Below are 18,366 nucleotides of genomic sequence, written 5' to 3'. Positions count from 1 at the left end.
TTTTTTTGCTTCAAGGATTACCGATGATCCCGGGCTTCGCGGTTTTCCAGAACGCTCACCGTGGCCGTCGTCCCCGCGCGCAGGAGGTTTTTACCGGGATAGTCGGCGTCAATCTCAATTCGCACTGGCACCCGTTGCGCCAGTTTGACCCAGGTGTAACTGGGGTTAATGTTGGCCAGCAAGCGCCCGCCGGGCAGGTTTTCCCGGTCGGCGATGGCGAAAGCAATGCTTTGCACCGTGCCACCAAAGGCTTCGCCGCTCATCAACTCGATGTTGACCCGGTCGCCCAGCCGGATCCGTGGCAATTTGGTCTCTTCAAAATAGCCGCTGACATAAAACGAATTGCTGTCTACCAGCGCCAACAGTGGGCCGCCAGCAGACGCATAGTCGCCCTGACGGGTCAGCAGGTTGGTGACATAGCCCGTGACGGGCGATTCGACCCGGGTGCGTTGCAAGTCCAGTTCAGACTGAGTCGACGCCGCGATCGCCAGCTGCACGTTGGCCTGGGCCAAAATCAGATTGGCCTGGTTACGCAGTAGATCGGCCTCGGCCACGGATACGTCGGTGTTGGCTTTTTCCCACTCCTCCCCTGAGATCGCCGAGCGGTCCTTTAGCGTACGGCGCCGACGCTCCTCACTCTGCCGCTGCCTGAGCAGCGACTCGCTGGCGGAAATCGTCGCCTGTGATTGCCCCAGCGAAGCCTTCGCTACTTCCACAGACCGTTTGGCATGCTCCACCGCGAGGGTGTAGCGAGCCGGGTCGATTTCCAGCAGCAACTGGCCTTTTTCAACATGCTGGTTGTCTTGAACGGCCAACTTGACGATGCGCCCTGACACGTCGGCAGACAAGGTCACCACATCAGCACGAACCCGTGCATCCCGGGTCCAGGGGGATCGGGTGTAATGCTGCCAGGCAAACCAGCCAAGTAGAAAGGCCAACAGTACAACAGCCAGTGTTGCGAATCGGGCAAGGTTTTTCTTCAAGGCATCAGGCTCCCATCAGCAAAATCAACGTTGCGCATACGCAGACATACAGCGCGCCCTCGAACAACGCTTCATGCCAGACGAAACGCAGCACGCCGAGGCGACGCAAGCCCCAATCCAGCGCCAGAAATATCGGCAGCGCCAACAGCAGTGCCTGAGCGATAGGCGGCAAATACACGCCACCCAGTTCAAAATCAATGGGCAAGGGCTGGCGCTCCTACTGTGTCCACAGGTTGGAAGTACTCGCGATATCGCTGGATGAACGACTCGACGATCAGCAGTGCCACGCGCATTCGGAACACCGACCACAGCTGTTCGTGAACCACCAGATGCAGATCGTCCATCTCGTCGCCCAAGGTGTGCAAATCCCCCAGTAGCCGGTTGAGGTCTATCCCCGGCCGCCCGGCAACCCACCTTCCGCAATCGCGCACCGCAGTCAGCAACCGTTGCTGTTGCTCCGAACTCAACAACGTGTTGCCCTGCCCCTGCTGCCGGAGTTGGTTCAGTGCAACGCCCAAAGCCATGCACCCGAGACTGACCTGAAACAGTTCCCCGGAAGACTTGTCGCTGGTGGCCGGCAATAATCCCAACATCATGGTCAATCGATCGACCATACGGCTTTCGAAGGCAAATTGATGTTCGTCGGCGGCCGATGTTTTCATCAAGGCGTGGACCTGCTCGCAATTCTCCTTGAACAGCCGACGAATCCGTAAGTCAGGCCTGAACGGAAAAATCAACGCGAAGACGCTCAAGGCCAGGACGGTTGCGCTGATGTATGCGCCGGCAAACTCGAACCACTGGATCGCACTGTTCTGGCCTATCCCGACGTTTTGCGGTCCAAACAACAGAAATGTCGTCAGCCCAAGACCGATGCCTGTCCCGGTGGTGGCAGGCGTGGAAAGCCCCACTGCGACGGCATACAACAACGGTACCAACAGCAATGCCAATAGCTGGAAATCACTGATCATGGGTATCAGCATGAATTGATAGAGCGCCGACACCACCAACGCCAGGCCCAGCCCCCTTGCATAGCTTTGCGCCGCCAGGAGCGGCCTGGGGAACGTTGCCATCAGGGAGCAAAGGATCCCCACCAGGATCATCGCGCCCCGCGTACCGTCCCAACCGGTCTCGATCCAGATCAGCCCGGCGACCAGCAACGCGGTAAATGCCCGGGTCGCGTTCATCGCTGCCAGGGTGTAATCCAGATGCAATGGGTTTTCCTGCCCGCGAAACACGCAACTGGCCTGGCGTTCCTCCTGAATGGCGTCGCTCAACTCCAGAATCTGCTCCAGTTGCTGCAGCATCCGCGCCTGCTCCCAGCGCAGCGCCCACGCCAATGAGCGCAGCGTCGCCGGCATGGCTTCAGTCAGTTGTTCAGCCTTGTAGGCCTGATCATCAAATCGCTGCTGCAATGCCGAAAAATGATGGCGATCATCGGGTGAAAGCGAGCGTCCCTTGAGGGCCAGCTCATCAAGAAATGCTAATTCTTCGGCGCGCAAACGCTGTATTTCTTCGGGCAAATCACCTTTCCAGCGCTCAGCCAGCAGTTGACGCTGGTGACGCAGGGCCGTCAGCCGGGAGGTAAGCAACACTAATTGGTTTCCCAGCAGTTGCACCAGGCCATCGGCGCTACGCAGTCGGGGGGCGTCGAAATAAAGGTGCCGGCGCAATCCCTCCAGGGCGCTGATTTCGCCTAATAACTGCATTTGCCGGCGGTGGAAATCAGCTTCGGATTCTTCGGTTCGAATCGCCGCTGCGGCGTGTGTCGCCAGTAATTTGATCACTTGATCGATCTTGGTGAAATAACTCCGGGCTACGGCCTCCGGTCGCGCGGTCAACAGGCTGACGACGCAGACGCACGCCACCGCCAGCAGCGTCTCGGTAACACGGGTAATCGCCAGCAGAAAGGTGCCGTCTTGATCCGGTATGGCCAACAGCGCCACCACCACAGCCGTGTAACCACTGAGTACAAATGCCTGGGAGCTGGTGTAGCGCAACAAGGTGCCACCGGCGGTGCACAGCGCCAGCCACAGGGCCAGGGTAATGATGAAAGGCAGCGGCGCCTGGGGAAAGATCGCCATGATCAGGACGGCCACCGCAGCGCCCATTGTGGTGCCGATGACCTGGCCGAAACTGCGGGCCAGTGCCATGCCACCCAGAGGTTGGCTGACGATGACCACCGCCATGATCGACCACTTGGGTTGGTYGAGGTCGAACAGGAACGCCAGATACAGGGTCAACAACCCGGCCGCGATGGTTCTCAAGGCAAACAGCAGCACCGCTTGCCCGGGATTGAGCATTGCCTTGAAGTATTGGAGCAGCGGTTGCATGGGAATACTCGTCGAGTCATCTCTAGCAAGCGTAGTCACTGCTTCAGAGCCTCGACAGGTTTCAATGTCGACGTACCCTGTAGGCTAAATCGTCGACACCGGGCCAAGTCAGCGTTTGACTCACAGCCCGACCTGACCGAAGCTGACAGCTTTGCAAAAGCTTGCCAGCTCCTGGATTCCTGCATGCCCCAGCCCCGCCGCTATTTGCTTATCAGCCTCTGTGTGCTGTTTACCGTCTTTATTGCCTGGTTACTCCTGCGCAGCACCACACCTGAGGTCCCGGAGGCGATCAAGCGTGGTTACAGCGAAGCACTGACTCAGGCACGTACCGGTCAACCGGGAGCCGCACGGGTGCTATACCAACAACTGGCACGCCCTGACCTGTCCGCCAAGCGGCGTATCTGGCTGCATGCCGAATTGCCCAATTACCCAAGCCCGCAAGCCCTGAAACTGGCGGATGCGGACCTGCAAAATGCCAATGAAGACGTGCGGATCGCCGCGATCAAAAGCATTAGCGGCCTGGTGTCCGCGGGGCAACGCAGCCTGCTGATTGGCCCGTTGCTCGACGACAGCGAGCCAAGCGTGCGTTTTGCAGCCGTCAACGCCCTGCTGGGGCTCTCGCCGGATGAGCTGGGGTTGTATTTCGGACCGCTGGAGCAAGCCATCGACGCCTGGGAATGGGCCCTTCAAAGTCAGCCACCCAGCGCGCAGAACCAATACCAATTGGCGCGCTTGCACCTGCACAACGCCGAATTGAAAGAGGCACAAGAGGCGCTGGACCGCACGTTGCAGCTGGAACCCGGCAATTTGCCGGCGCTGGTGATGCAAATCGACGTGCTCGACCGGCAAGGCCAAAGCGATGCCGCGCGCCAGTTGTTGGCGAAACAGTTAAAGGCGCAACCCGACTCAGCGTATCTGCAACACGCCCTGGGGCTGTGGTTGCTGCACCACGGACAGAGTGAGTTCGCCCTCCTCGGCCTCTCCAAAGCCGTAGAGCTGGAGCCTGACAACAAGGAATATCGCTACGACCTGGCGACCACTTTGCACCTTGAGCAAGAGCTGGAGGCTGCGCAAAAACAGTTACAGGAAATCGTCCAGCGTCACCCGTCCGATCGCAAGGCGCGAGTGCTGCTGATCAACTACTGGAAGGAAAGCGGACAGTTGCAGAACGTGCAAATCCTGCTGGCACAACTGGAACAACTCAACCCGGATGATCCCGCGTTGCAGCAAGGGCTTTAACCCTCACGAAATTACGTTGAACCGTCATCACGGCCAGCGGTCAAGTGATCAGGCAGCCCGTTCAGGCACTTCAGCCTGGCGCCTCACTTCCCCTATTTATGAGAGGGTTCTTTTTGTCTACATCTAACGAGTTCATCAGTGCAAAAGCCGCCACCGGCATCGAAGGCCTGGATGACATCCTGGCCGGTGGCTTGTCCCGCGGGCATGTTTTTTTGCTGGAGGGTGAGCCCGGCACCGGCAAAACCACCGTCGCTTTGCATTTTCTGTTGGCCGGCGCCCTGGCGGGCGAGCGCTCGTTGTACATCACGCTGTCGGAAACCGAGCGCGAACTGCGCCAAGGTGCGCGTTCCCACGGCTGGGAGCTGGATGAGAACATCCACATCTTCGAGCTGACCCCACCGGAAAGCCTCCTCAATGCCGAGCAGCAGCAAAGCCTGTTGTACTCCTCGGACCTTGAGCTGGGCGAAGCCACCAAGCAGATTTTCGAAGTGGTTGAACGGATCAAACCGACCCGCGTGGTGCTCGACAGCCTGTCTGAAATCCGCCTGCTGGCTCAAAGCTCGTTGCGTTACCGCCGACAGATTCTGGCGATCAAGCACTACTTTGTGCGGTACGACGCCACGGTGCTGTTGCTGGATGACTTGACCACCGAATCCCTCGATAAAACCGTACACAGCGTCGCCCACGGCGTGATTCGCCTGGAAGAGCTGACACCCAACTACGGCGCCGAACGCCGTCGCATCCGCGTGGTGAAGTATCGAGGTCAAAAATACCGTGGCGGTTTTCATGACTTCACCATCATGGGCGATGGCGTGCATGTCTTCCCGCGCCTCGTGGCCGCCGAGCACCGCGGGCGTTACACCCGGCAACAGTTGACCAGCGGCATCAAGGAAATGGACGCCCTGCTCGGTGGCGGAATAGAAACCGGCTCCAGCACGCTGATCCTTGGCCCGGCCGGTACCGGCAAATCGCTGATTTCGATGATCTTCGCCGCCGCCGCCGTGGCGCGCGGTGAAAAAGCCGCGTTGTTCATATTCGATGAAGAAATGGGGCTGTTGTTCGAGCGCATGAAAAACATGGGTATTGATTTGCAGGCCCTGCAAGACACCGGCAATTTACTGATCGAACAAGTGGATGCAGCCGAGTTGTCTCCCGGAGAGTTCTCCCACCGGGTTCGCTGCTGCGTCGACGAAGGCCATATCAAAACCGTGGTCATCGACAGCATCAACGGCTATCAGGCTGCGATGCCCGGGGAAAATGCGCTGGTGCTGCACATGCACGAGTTGCTGCTGTACCTCAATCGCCAGGGTGCGGCGACGTTCATGACGGTGGCCCAACACGGGCTGGTCGGCGACATGCAGGCGCCGGTCGACATCACTTACCTGGCGGACACGGTGATTCTGCTGCGCTACTTCGAAGCGCTGGGCAAGGTTCGCCGGGCGATCTCGATCATCAAGAAACGTACGGGTAGCCACGAGTCGACCATCCGCGAATACCGCATCAGCAGCCTTGGCATGACCATCGGTGAACCGCTGGACGCGTTTCAAGGCGTGTTGCGTGGCGTGCCTACTTATCTGGGCGCCAGCAACCCGTTGCTCAGGGAAGATCAAAAGTGACGGCCATCGAGGCGATGTCCGAGCGCGCGATCATCCTCGCGCCACTGGGACGCGACAGCCAGATAGCCCTGATGATGCTCAATGAAGCCGGATTTGAAGGGCTCGTCACCCGTAACTTGATCACACTGTGCGACGAACTTGAGCAAGGCGCCGGGCTGTTGCTGATTGCATCCGAAGCCTTGCTGGGCTCTGATCTTGACCCCCTTCTGGGCTTGATCGACCATCAACCCGCCTGGTCGGACCTGCCGATCGTACTGCTGACCCACCACGGCGGCCCGGAGCAAAACCCCGCCTCTCGGCTGGGCGCGCAGCTGGGCAACGTAACGTTTCTGGAGCGCCCCTTCCATCCCGTGACCCTGATCAGCCTGGTCGCCACCGCCTTGCGCGGGCGACGACGACAGTATGAAGCCAGGGACCGCTTGATTGACCTGAGCCAAAGCGAGCTGCGCCTGCAAACAACCCTGGAAACCCTTGAGCAACAGGTCGAGGAACGCACCGCACAGCTGCGCCACAACGAAGAAGCCCTCAGGCAATCACAGAAAATGGAAGCGGTCGGACAGCTTACCGGCGGCATCGCCCATGACTTCAATAACATGCTGACTGGCATCATCGGCAGTCTTGAATTGCTGCGTCGGCGCCTTGCGAGGGGGCGCACCGAGGACCTGGACGGGTTGATCGACCTTGGCGTGACATCCGCCAACCGCGCCGCCGGTTTGACCCATCGATTGCTGGCGTTCTCGCGGCGCCAATCACTGGACTCCAAGCCCGTTGAAATGAACACCCTCGTAGCGTCCATGGGCGAATTGCTGCAACGCAGCATCAACGAAAGTATTGAACTGGACATACAACTGAGCGAAGACCTGTGGGTGGCCGAGGCCGATCCCAATCAACTCGAAAGTGCCCTGCTCAACCTTGTGCTCAACGCCCGCGATGCCATGCCTGAAGGCGGCACGTTGATTGTAAACACCTCAAATCAGCAACTGGACTCGCGGTTCGTTGCAGCTCACGGCAATCTGCTACCGGGTGATTACGTGTTGTTGCGCGTCACCGACACCGGTTGCGGCATGCCCGAAAGCACCATCAGCCGGGCCTTTGACCCTTTCTTTACGACCAAGCCGATTGGCCAGGGCACCGGTTTGGGGTTGTCGATGATTTACGGATTCAGCAAACAATCCCACGGTCACGTCACGATCGACAGCGAAGTCGGTCACGGCACCTCGGTGAGCCTGTTTCTACCGCGTTACAGCGGGGATCTGGCTGAGGAAAACCTGATCGACATCCAGCATGCCCCTCACGCCCTGGACGGTGAAACCGTGCTGATTGTCGAAGACGATCCGGCGGTCCGGGTACTGGTCAGTGCCGTGTTGAGTGAATTGGGCTACGCCTATGTAGAAGCCGGCGACGCCGACAGTGCCGTGCCAATTCTCGACTCGGCGCAACGCATTGATCTGTTGATCAGTGACGTCGGGCTGCCGGGCATGAATGGCCGGCAACTGGCGGAAATCGGTCGGCAGTACCGACCTGATCTAAAGGTGCTGTTCATCACCGGCTATGCCGAACACGCGGCCGTGCGTGGAGGGTTTCTGGACCCTGGCATGCAGATGATCACCAAACCTTTTACCTTTGATCTGCTGACGGCCAAGGTTCGGGAGATGATCAGCATCTGATCCCTACCGTGACCGCCGATGGCAAGGTGCTCAGGAAAGCATTTGTTGCATGAGCTCTTGCAATACATCCAGATCAAACGGCTTGTCCAGAATCGGCGCTTTTTTGGTGATCGGGCTGTCCGTCTCGCGGACTTCCTGTGCATAGCCGCTGATAAAGATCACCTTGAGCTCCGGGCGCAACTTGACCGCAGGTTCCGCGACCTGTACGCCGGTAATCCCGCCCGGCAGGCGAAAGTCGGTGATCATCATGTCCAGGTGCGGTTTGCTGGCCAGAATTTCAAAGGCCTGCTCGCCGTTTTCCGCTTGCAGTACCCGGTAACCCTCGCCCGACAAATACGCCGAAAGGACCATCAAAATAGACGGATCATCTTCGACGATCAGTACGACGTCTTGTGCATCTTCACTCATGGGAAGCCTTTGTTCGGTCAATAGCTGCTGATACGACCCTGGGGTCGCTCAGAGGTTGCGTTTATCTGGCTCATTTCCTAAAGCGGCAGACAAACGCGAAATAAGGCGCCTTCGTTGATTTTGCTCTCGACGGCGATGGAGCCGCCATGTGCGGCGACAATTTGTTCGGAAATAAACAGCCCAAGCCCCAGCCCCGCGACCACGGTCTTGGCTGAAACACGCTCGAACTGCTGAAAAATACGCTTCTGGTTTTCTTCACTGATACCGATCCCTCGATCCTGCACCTCAACCCGCGCCTGACCGTCTTGTGCATAAACCCGCACGTCAATCTGGCTTTTGCCACCATAACGCAAGGCGTTGGTCAGTAAATTTGAAATGACTTGCTCGATACGAAATTCATCCCAATTGCCGACCACTGGCTGCCCGGCCGTAAAGTGCGTGGAACACTCGGCGGAATCGACCTGCGGCGCAAAGTTTTTCAACACATTGCCCACCAGTTGCACCAGGTCGAATTTTGTCGGGCGGATAGACAGCTTGCCAGTGCGGATACGTGACACATCGAGCATGTCTTCGATCAGGCGGATCAGGCTTTTGATCTGGCGCTCGTCGCGGTCGACCATGGCGTGCATCTTGTCCAGGGTGAACGCCGACGCGTTGTCCCGAGCCAGGTGCATCTTGCGCAGCTGAGTTTCGAGAATCAGGCCATTGAGCGGCGTACGCACTTCATGGGCGACGATAGACATGAAGTCATCGCGCATGCGCACCGCTTGCTCCAATTCCAACTGCGTGTGCTGTAACTGTTTGAGCAGTTCTTCCTGCTCGCGGCGGCTTTGCTCCAGCGCTTCGACCTGCTGTTTCATCGCCTTGCTCTGGCGATACAGGTCGACAAACACATTGACCTTGCTCTTGACCGCGTGAATGTCCAACGGCTTGTGCAAGAAGTCCACGGCACCGCTTTCGTAGCCTTTGAACGCGTAGTTCAGTTCTCGACCTGCAGCGCTGACAAACACAATCGGAATGTTTTTGGTTTTCTCCGTGCCGCGCATCAACTCGGCCAACTCGAAACCATTCATGCCCGGCATCTGAACATCGAGAATGGCCATGGCGAATTCATGCTGCAACAACAGCGACAACGCTTCATCGGCAGACAAGGCTTTATAGACCACCCGGTCTTCACGCTTGATCAGCGCTTCGAGTGCCAACAGGTTCTCCGGCAGATCGTCGACGATCAGCAGTTTGGCTTGGATGTTACTTAGCATGCTATTCGTTCCAGCTCGACAAGCAGACGGCCGATGCCGCCAATAGAGAGAATGTGGTCGGGCTGCTGAATATCCAGCGCAGCCTGGGGCATGGTCGCTACCTGCGCCTCATTCGGGTCCTGCACGACGGTCAGCCCACCGTGATATTTAACGTGAGACAGACCAACCGCTCCGTCGCGATTGGCGCCCGTCAGCAACACCGCGGCCAGGCTCGGGCCGTAGGCGTCAGCAGCAGACTGGAACAAGTAATCAATGGCGGGGCGCGAATGGTGCACGCGATCTTCCAGGCTCAACGAAAAACTGCGGTCTTGCTCCACCGACAAGTGGTAACCGGGTGTGGCGAAATACAGCGTGCCGGCTTTGACCCGGGTTTTATCGGCGGCTTCTTCGACGGGCATCGAAACCCGGCGCGCAAACACCTCGGACAACAGGCTGCAGCGTTCGTCGGGCAAGTGCAGCACCACGATGATCGGCAACGCGAAACCTTTACGCAGCGGGCTGAGCAACGTGAGCAACGCCTCCACGCCGCCGGCCGACGCGCCGATGACGATGGCCTCGATGGAAGGAAACTCTGCAGCCTTTTTCATGATTTGCGGTAGATCCGTTCTTGTTTGACCAACGGCTCGAACTGGTTGCCAAAGGCCGAAAAATCAGGCGTTTCCTTGCTGCCCAGCACCAGGAAGCCACGATGGCACAGGGAATCATGGAACAACCCGAACGCACGATCCTGAAGTTTTTTATTGAAATAAATCAATACATTACGACACGAAATTAATTGGGTTTCTGAAAAGACACTGTCCGTCGCCAGGCTGTGATCGGCAAAGGTCACGTTCTCACACAGGCTCTTGTCGAAAATGGCGTAACCATAGGCCGCCGTGTAGTAATCGGCAAATGAACGCTGGCCACCTGCCTGCTGATAATTAGCAGTGTAGGCCCGGACATTTTCCATGGAGAAAATCCCCTGCTTGGCCTTCTCCAGCGAGCGCGGGTTGATGTCGGTGGCATAGATGATGGTGCGCTCCAGCAGGCCTTCTTCGCGCAGCAGAATCGCCATCGAATAGACCTCTTCACCGGTGCTGCAACCCGCGATCCAGATCTTGATCGAGGGATAGGTCTTGAGCAGTGGCACCACTTCCTTGCGGATCGCCAGGAAATGCGATGGGTCACGAAACATTTCGCTGACCGGGATCGTCAGCAACTGCAGCAACTGCATGAACGCGTTCGGGTCATGCAGCACCTTTTCTTGCAGGGCCGAGATGGTAGTGCACTCAAATTGTGCCAGCGCATGATTCACCCGACGCTTGATCGAAGCACCGGAGTAATCGCGAAAATCGTAGCTGTACTTGAGGTAAATCGCCTCGATCAACAAGCGCAACTCGATTTCGCTGTTTCGCTCCACGGAATAAATGCGTTCCACTAAATGCGTTCCATCTTCGGTAACCACACACGAATCAGCGAGAACAGCCGATCGAGGTCGATGGGCTTGGCCAGATAATCGTTAGCGCCCGCCTGCAAGCAGCGCTCCTGATCGTCCTTCATGGCCTTGGCCGTCACCGCAATGATCGGCAACTTGCGCCAGCGCGGGTCCTTGCGGATCTCGATCGTGGCTTCAAAGCCATCCATCTCCGGCATCATCACGTCCATCAACACCAGATCGATGTCCTCGACTTCATTCAGTCTCTCAATGGCTTCATGACCGTTGCGGCCAATGACCACGACGGCGCCCTTTTGCTCCAGCGCACTGGTGAGGGCAAAGATGTTGCGAACATCGTCGTCCACCAGCAGCACCTTGCGACCCTCAAAGACCTTGTCGCGGCTGCGCGCGGTCTTGAGCATCCTCTGCCGCTCATGGGACAACTTCGATTCGACTTTGTGCAGAAAGAGTGTGACCTCATCCAGCAAGCGTTCGGGCGAGCGCGCACCCTTGATGATGATCGAGCGCGAATACTTGCGCAGTTCAGCCTCTTCATCGCGGGTCAGGTTGCGCCCCGTGTAGACAATCACCGGCGGGAACGAGCAGATGTCCTCGGTGGACATGCGCTTGAGCAAATCGTTGCCGAGCATGTCCGGTAGCTTCAGGTCGATGATCATGCAATCGAAAATCGTCGTGCGCAGCAGGTCCAGCGCATCCTGAGCCAGGCCAACGGCGGTGATTTCGATGTCTTCATCGCCAATCAGGAGGGCAATGCTGTCGCGCTGTAAATCGTCGTCTTCGACCAGCAGCACCCGCTTGACCTTCTGGGTCAGCTTGGCTTCGAGGCGGGTGAATACATCCTTGAGCTCTTCGCGGCTGGTCGGTTTGACCGCGTAACCGATGGCGCCCATGTGCATCGCGGCTTCGACCCGGTCTTCAACCGAAATCACGTGAACCGGAATGTGGCGGGTCTCGGCGTGTTCCTTCAAGCGTTGCAACACGGTCAGCCCGGAATGATCCGGCAGGCGCATGTCCAGCAGAATGGCGTCGGGAATGAACTCCCTGGCCAGGTCATACCCCTCATCGGCACCGTGGGCGACCAGGCATTGATAGCCCAGTTCGTGCGCGAGATCGTAGAGGATGTGCGCAAAGTTCGGCTCATCTTCCACCACCAGAATGCATCGAGTCGTGAAAGGCGCCTGAGTGCGGTCATCGTTGAAGCGAGGAATATCAACCGCGGCAGTCACCAATACCGGTGCTGCTGGCGCCACGCGGTGGGCGATGGCAACGGCTGAAGCCCTAAGGGGCTCAACCGGTTCCCCGGTCGGCTCGACGTATTGTTGAGGCAAGACCAGCGTGAACACGCTGCCCTGCCCCGGTTCGCTGGCCACGCTGATGGAGCCGCCGAGCAACGCGGCCAGATCCCTTGAAATCGACAAGCCCAGGCCTGTGCCGCCGTAACGCCGATTGGTGGTGCCGTCAGCCTGGCGGAACGCCTCGAAAATGCTTTCCTGCTGTTCATCAGCGATACCGATACCTGAATCGCGAATGACGAAGGCAACGCCGTTATTGGGCTGCGGCGCGACGGTCAGGCTGACCGAGCCTTTCTCCGTAAATTTCACAGCGTTCGACAGCAGGTTCTTGATCACTTGCTCCAGGCGCTGGCGGTCGGTGAAAAGCATCTTTGGCGAACCGGGCTGCAACTCGACATGAAACGCGAGCGCCTTGTCCATCGCCACCGGCTCGAACATCCCGCGCAAGCCGTCGACGAGGCGCTCGACACTGGTGTTCTCGGGACGTATTTCCAGCTTGCCAGCCTCGACTTTGGAAATGTCGAGGATGTCGTTGATCAGATTGAGCAAGTCATTACCGGCGGAATAGATCGACTCGGCAAACTTCACCTGCTCGACAGTCAGGTTTTCCTGGGGATTTTCGGCGAGCAATTTGGCCAGGATCAACGAGCTGTTCAACGGCGTGCGCAGTTCGTGGGACATGTTGGCGAGAAACTCGGACTTGTACTTGCTGGAGCGTTGCAGCTCTTCGGCGCGGTCTTCAAGCTGGACTTGCACCTGGTTCAGCTCGGTGTTTTTCTGGTCCATGGCGTCGCGCTGATCGGCGAGGATTTGCGCTTGCTCGGCCAGTTGCTCGTTGGTCTGCTCCAGTTCAACCTGCTGGGTTTCCAGGTGGGCCTGGGACTCCTTGAGAATCCGTGACTGTTCTTCGAGTTCTTCGTTGGCGGATTTCAGCTCTTCTTGCTGGACTTGCAGCTCTTCATTCAGTTGTTGGGCTTCGGCCAGCACTTCCTGCAATCGTTGGCGATAGCGAGCCGCCTCGATGGAGGTGCCAATGTTGCCGGCGATCAACTCCAGCAACTCGATGTCACGATCAATCAGCGGTCGCAGGAAGCCCAGTTCAATGACACCGTTGACCCGGTCGTCGTCACTGGTCGGCACCACGAGCACGCTGTGTGGCAAGCCTTCGCCCAGACCGGAGCTGACCTTGAAATAGTTGCTCGGCACGTCATCCAGACGAATCAGGCGAGCCTGGTTGGCGACCTGGCCGACAATCCCTTCATCGCTGTAAATCTGCTGATCGCGCTCTTCTTGCTCGCGAGAGAAACCGTAGGAGGCTATGCGCTTGAGCGCGCCATGATCTTCACGCACATAAATGGCGGCCACGGCGGTGCCCAGGTACTGCGCGCAGAACTGCAGAATATTGCGACCCAACAGATTGAGGCTCAACTGCCCCAGTACTTGCTCGGCAAGTTCTGTCTGGCCATTGCGCAGCCAGGCTTGCTGTTCCAGGCGCTGGGCGCTGGCGTGTTGTGCGGCCAGATTCGCGGCGTAACTTTGCGACAGGCCAAGCAAATCCCGACGACCGATGTAAGCCAGCAAACCGCTGATCGTCGCGATGAATATCAGATACAGGGAGATGCTCCAGATCGTGGCTCTACTCACCTCTTCGTTGCGCGCGGTGCGCAATTGCTGCTCCGAGTCGATCACGTCTTCGAACTGTTTGCGAATCTCGTCGGTCAGTCGCTTGCCACGACCGGCCTTGACCACGCTGCGGTAATCGCCACTGGAACGCTGCAAATCAATTATCGACTGGGCATAGCTCGCCCATTCAGTTTGCAACGCTTGAAGCCGGCGCAAGCGATCGGTCTGCACCGGGTTATCGGCCGTGAGTTCGAGCAAGGTGTTGAGCGCAACCGTGATTTTCGGCTTGGCTGTCTCGTAGGGGTCGAGGAAATGCTCGTCGCCGGTGAGCAAGTAACCCCGCATGCCGGTTTCCAGATCGACTGTCAGCTTTACCGCTTCATTGGCGTTATTGATCACCCGGTCGGTGTGATCGACCCATTGGATCACTGACAACAAATAAGTGATCAGTGAGACAAAAAACACCGCACTGATGACACCGACACCCAATGGCAGGCTGACGTTGCGGCTCAGGAGTTTGCGGAATCGTTGCTCATCAACCGAAGACGCAGTGGTCATGGGGAGGCCTTGTCGAACTGTTCGAAATCAGGGAGTTTGCCCCAAAAAAGGCGTATTGATCCAACTATATGCCATGAATCAAGCGCAATCCCCGCATTTAGCTGCGCGAGCCTAAAAGGGACCGGTTATCCTTGCCGGCCGCCGCGCAGCTATTCTTTTTGCACAGCGTAGGGAACTTGTCGGGATCCACCACTTACTCATGCAAGAGCCCGACGATTTCTTTCCACCCGCGCCCCCTGAACTCATCTTTTGAGAGCACACATTATGTCCGCCAAGGCATCCATCATTTTAGTCGTCGAAGACGATGCGATCGTGCGCATGCTGATCGTTGACGTGCTGGAGGAGCTGGAATTCAACGTGCTCGAGGCGGATGGCAGCGAACAGGCCCTGGAATTTCTCAACGACGAAGACCAATACATTGATTTGATGATGACCGATGTCGGCTTGCCGGTGATGGACGGCCGGGAATTGGCCAATGAGGCGCGTAAGCTGCGCCCGCAGTTGCCAATCCTGTTCGCCAGCGGTTATGCCGAAAACATCGACGTGCCTGATGGCATGCATATGATCGGAAAACCGTTCTCGATCGATCAGTTGCGCGACAAGGTCAAATCCATACTCGCCTGCCAGGCTTGATTGTCTCGCCCCCCCTTCCCTTTACCCGCACCAAGGAATACCCGTTAATGAGTCAGCCCCGCGCAACCAAAGTCCTGGTCATTGGTTACGTCTGGCCCGAGCCGCGTTCTTCTGCGGCCAGTGGTCATGTGATGCAAATCCTCGATACATTCTTGCAGCAAGGCTGGGACATTACCTTCAGCAGCCCCGCCGGTACCGGTGAACACCGCGCGGACCTGACTGCGTTGGGTATTCGCGAAGTGGACATCGAGTTGAACAACAGCAGTTTCGACGCGTTCATCAGTGAACTGGCACCAGATATCGTGTTGTTCGACCAGTTCATGATTGAAGAACAATTTGGCTGGCGTGTTGAAAAGCACTGCCCCAACGCGTTGCGAGTACTTGAGACTTCGGACTTGCAAAGCCTGCGACACGCCCGGCACCAGCGGCTTAAAGAGCGTTTGAAAGAGCGTGATGACGCCAATGACTTCAGCGAATTATTTGCCCCGGCACTGCGTGAAGAGTTCGAACTGATGGCGGATACCGACCTGGCCAAACGCGAGATCGCGGCGCTGTATCGTTGCGACTTGAACCTGATGATCTCCGAAGTGGAAATCGAGTTGCTGGTCGAGCAGTTCAAGCTGCCACGCAAGGTGTTGCACTGGTGCCCGTTGATGGTCGATCTGCCCAGTGCACCTCCGGTGCCCTTTGTAGACCGTGCGCACTTTTTGAGTATTGGTAACTTTCGACACGCGCCGAACTGGGATGCAGTGCTCTGGATGAAAACCACCATCTGGCCGCTGATCCGCGCGCAACTGCCCACGGCTCAACTACACATTTACGGTGCCTACACCCCGCCCAAAGCGACCGCGCTGCACAACGCCGCCCAGGGATTTCATGTGATGAACTGGGCGCCAGATGCCTTGCAAGTCATGTCGGCGGCGCGGATTTGCCTGGCGCCCCTGCGCTTCGGTGCCGGCATCAAAGGCAAGATTGTCGACGCCATGTTATGTGGAACGCCGACGATCACTACACCAATCGGAGCCGAGGCCATGCACGGCGAACACCGCTGGCCCGGCGCGGTGACCCGCACAGCGCAGGCGTTCGCCGATTGCGCGGTTCAACTGTACCAGGACGAAGCGCTTTGGACAGACGCCCAATCCCAGGGGCAAACGCTGTTGGCCGATCGTTATCGACAGTCGGAACATGGCCCTGCACTCATCGAAAAGTTGCTGTACTGCCAACAACATCTCGCGCAACTTAGACGCGACAACTTCACTGGCAGCATGTTGCGCCATCATCACCATAAAAGTACGCAATACATGTCTCAATGGATTGAAGCCAAGAACCGCAATCCATCTTAGTGTTTTTGCCAGTAACAAACATTTTGCATAACCCGCCTTATTGACCGCGCCCGACACCCCCTCTATAAATACGCGACCGAACATCAACTTTATTAGTGATGTTCGGCACAACCAACCAACTAACAAACTTATGCACGGATGCATTGAATGGATACTATCGCTCAGAATAACTACGCACTTAGAAACTGGATGTCCGCGACGCCGGCTATTGATACTTTGTCGCTCAGTCAATTAACCTTGCCGGGCAGCCATAATGCGGGCAGCGACTGGAAAGCGTCGTGGTTTCCGCGTCCAGCGCACTGGCTCGCCTGTCAGCACGAATCGTTTTATGCCCAGTTGAACCAAGGCGCCCGGGCTGGGGAAATTCCGCATTCATCACAATGGTCACCGCAATAATCGTATCCTGGGCAATCTTGTCACAGACGTGAGGCGTTTCCTTATAGAGAATCCCAACGAATTCATCATCCTGGATTTCCATGCATTGGATGGTGATGACTTTGATTTCGCTTACTTCAACGACATGGTGATACGGTTTCTCGGCGATCGCATCATCCCTACCCAAAACCGCTCCAAGAGCCTGGCTCAACTTAAAAACATCAGTCCGGCACAACGCGTGTTAGTCGCGGCACCCTGGCACAGGGCACTTGATAAAGATGTGTTTCTCGAACAGATACAGCACAAGTGGACTGGCAACGCAATTACCAATGTCGCAGAACTGCAGAAACATATTGTTGATGTGCTGAAGTTTCCACCGGGAACCTGGGCGCCCTGGTCGCTTTCCGCCACCAGTTACAGCGTGCTGGGCGGCCCGGTGGACATTCATGAAAAACTTGATTCCTGGTTTGACCCAAAGAACAGCGACTGGGCGATAAAGTGCAACATTATCAATGTCGACTTCTTTGACGAATCACAACTGGTTTCTTATTGCCGAACCGTCAACCTGACAAAAGCTGGCAACCGGACGCCTTAGTTGCAGTGCCATTAAATGGCTATTTTTGTGCAGTTGTTTCAGTGACTGGCAATGCGGCCAAGCACTCCTACGCTGGGTCATGAAAGTCTTCCCACGGATGGGGCGACTCCACAACAAGGAACTCTCATGACCCGCAACACGGCAACCCCACTCGACAAAAAACAATGGATGAGCAACGTACTGGATGTAGGTCGATTGAAGCTGACCGATATTATTTGGCCCGGCACGCATAATGCCGGGATGGACGAACGGGCGCCAAACTACGAAGTGGTACTCGGCAATTGGACAACCTGCCAGACCGACACATTTGCCTGGCAACTGGCCAACGGCGCACGGGCGTTCGATATTCGCCTCGGCTGCACCGCCGGCCCGCAAGCACCGGTCTACTACTTTCACCACAACGGCTATCAGTCCCACCGCATTCTTGATGAGTTGATCGAGGCGGTGACGACGTTCCTCACTCAAAATCCGGACGAGTTCATCATCTTCGACTTCCATCAATTGGGCGATGATTCAAAGCTTTTTGATTATCAACAATTCAATGATTTGCTGATGCGACGACTGGGGACGCGCTTGATCCGTTCTGCGGATGCTTTCAGTACCGTGGAACAGCTCAAGCACGCCAGCTCGCAGCGGCGCATCGTCATGGCGGCTCAAGCAAATCCCGGGCTGAACAGCGAGTATTTCTGGCCGCACATCCGTCACAAGTGGAACGGCAAGGTGTTCACCGACATCGGCGAACTGCAAACGCATATCGAAACGACCCTTGCGCAAGCACCTTACGAGTCATTTCTTTGGTCGTTGCCGGCGACCTGCTATTCGCTGTTGGGTGGCCCGCAGCACATCAAAAACCAAATCAATGACTGGTTCCACACCACCGGCAATTGGGTCACCCGGTGCAGCATCATCAGCACTGATTTCTTTGAAGAGACGGATATCGTTCGCTATTGCTGGAGCGCCACCAGCATGAAGGCAGTTTACGGACACCGGTTGCATACACCCGCATAAGC

Annotated in this window: 14 protein-coding genes and 1 pseudogene; 7 read left to right on the top strand and 8 right to left on the bottom strand. The window is 57.1% G+C overall.

Annotated elements, in window-relative coordinates; genetic code table 11:
• Positions 1-17 precede the first annotated feature (17 nt).
• From AC1D2P_RS13140 to AC1D2P_RS13130, 3 genes are read right to left on the bottom strand one after another with little or no spacing between them, the layout of a single operon-like run.
• Positions 18-983 carry an HlyD family secretion protein gene (locus AC1D2P_RS13140; protein WP_223525546.1) on the bottom strand — a complete coding sequence of 322 codons (966 nt, stop codon included), beginning with the start codon at positions 981-983 and terminating at the stop codon, positions 18-20.
• Between the two features lie 4 nt (positions 984-987).
• Entirely contained in the window at positions 988-1,188 is a 201-nt protein-coding gene (locus AC1D2P_RS13135; protein WP_046033144.1) for a DUF1656 domain-containing protein, read from the bottom strand.
• Positions 1,178-3,313: an FUSC family protein gene (locus tag AC1D2P_RS13130; protein ID WP_477811461.1), complete on the bottom strand. Its 2,136-nt coding sequence runs from the start codon at positions 3,311-3,313 to the stop codon at positions 1,178-1,180. The genes AC1D2P_RS13135 and AC1D2P_RS13130 overlap by 11 nt, the downstream gene beginning before the upstream one ends.
• Positions 3,314-3,496: 183 nt before the next feature.
• Between AC1D2P_RS13130 and AC1D2P_RS13125 the strand changes: the two genes are divergently transcribed.
• The 3 genes from AC1D2P_RS13125 to AC1D2P_RS13115 all read left to right on the top strand — a co-directional run bounded on the left by AC1D2P_RS13125 (position 3,497) and on the right by AC1D2P_RS13115 (position 7,835).
• Complete coding sequence (locus AC1D2P_RS13125; RefSeq protein WP_477758255.1) at positions 3,497-4,552, top strand: tetratricopeptide repeat protein; 1,056 nt, start codon at positions 3,497-3,499, stop codon at positions 4,550-4,552.
• Positions 4,553-4,665: 113 nt separating this feature from the next.
• Entirely contained in the window at positions 4,666-6,168 is a 1,503-nt protein-coding gene (locus tag AC1D2P_RS13120) for an ATPase domain-containing protein (protein WP_223525545.1), read from the top strand.
• On the top strand, positions 6,165-7,835 hold the full coding sequence (locus AC1D2P_RS13115) for an ATP-binding protein (RefSeq protein WP_109786953.1): 1,671 nt from the start codon (positions 6,165-6,167) through the stop codon (positions 7,833-7,835). The genes AC1D2P_RS13120 and AC1D2P_RS13115 overlap by 4 nt, the downstream gene beginning before the upstream one ends.
• Positions 7,836-7,865: 30 nt before the next feature.
• On the opposite strand, the gene AC1D2P_RS13110 is transcribed toward AC1D2P_RS13115, so the two are convergent.
• From AC1D2P_RS13110 to AC1D2P_RS13090, 5 genes are all read right to left on the bottom strand, one after another.
• Positions 7,866-8,243 carry a response regulator gene (locus tag AC1D2P_RS13110; RefSeq protein WP_046033139.1) on the bottom strand — a complete coding sequence of 126 codons (378 nt, stop codon included), beginning with the start codon at positions 8,241-8,243 and terminating at the stop codon, positions 7,866-7,868.
• 77 nt (positions 8,244-8,320) lie between these two features.
• Positions 8,321-9,502, bottom strand: coding sequence for a hybrid sensor histidine kinase/response regulator (locus tag AC1D2P_RS13105; RefSeq protein ID WP_077432135.1), 1,182 nt, complete (start codon positions 9,500-9,502; stop codon positions 8,321-8,323).
• Entirely contained in the window at positions 9,496-10,089 is a 594-nt protein-coding gene (locus AC1D2P_RS13100; protein WP_477758254.1) for a chemotaxis protein CheB, read from the bottom strand. The genes AC1D2P_RS13105 and AC1D2P_RS13100 overlap by 7 nt, the downstream gene beginning before the upstream one ends.
• A complete protein-coding gene (locus AC1D2P_RS13095) occupies positions 10,086-10,919 on the bottom strand; it encodes a CheR family methyltransferase (RefSeq protein WP_109786955.1) in 834 nt (277 codons plus the stop codon). The genes AC1D2P_RS13100 and AC1D2P_RS13095 overlap by 4 nt, the downstream gene beginning before the upstream one ends.
• The gene (locus tag AC1D2P_RS13090; RefSeq protein WP_477758253.1) at positions 10,919-14,410 is read right to left on the bottom strand and encodes a response regulator; all 3,492 of its coding nucleotides are present in this window, start codon (positions 14,408-14,410) and stop codon (positions 10,919-10,921) included. The genes AC1D2P_RS13095 and AC1D2P_RS13090 overlap by 1 nt, the downstream gene beginning before the upstream one ends.
• Positions 14,411-14,674: 264 nt before the next feature.
• Between AC1D2P_RS13090 and AC1D2P_RS13085 the strand changes: the two genes are divergently transcribed.
• The 4 genes and pseudogenes from AC1D2P_RS13085 (at position 14,675) to AC1D2P_RS13070 (ending at position 18,364) form a co-directional block, all read left to right on the top strand.
• Positions 14,675-15,043, top strand: a complete 369-nt coding sequence (locus tag AC1D2P_RS13085; RefSeq protein ID WP_046033134.1) for a response regulator — start codon at positions 14,675-14,677, stop codon at positions 15,041-15,043.
• A 47-nt stretch (positions 15,044-15,090) separates the two neighbouring features.
• Entirely contained in the window at positions 15,091-16,386 is a 1,296-nt protein-coding gene (locus AC1D2P_RS13080) for a glycosyltransferase (protein ID WP_223525542.1), read from the top strand.
• 147 nt (positions 16,387-16,533) lie between these two features.
• A pseudogene (locus AC1D2P_RS13075) lies at positions 16,534-17,356 on the top strand (phosphatidylinositol-specific phospholipase C domain-containing protein).
• Positions 17,357-17,482: 126 nt separating this feature from the next.
• A complete protein-coding gene (locus AC1D2P_RS13070) occupies positions 17,483-18,364 on the top strand; it encodes a phosphatidylinositol-specific phospholipase C domain-containing protein (protein ID WP_223525540.1) in 882 nt (293 codons plus the stop codon).
• Positions 18,365-18,366 lie beyond the last annotated feature (2 nt).

This window comes from Pseudomonas sp. P1_F1_2 (assembly GCF_056405815.1).
This window is presented reverse-complemented; position numbering and strand designations above follow the sequence as displayed.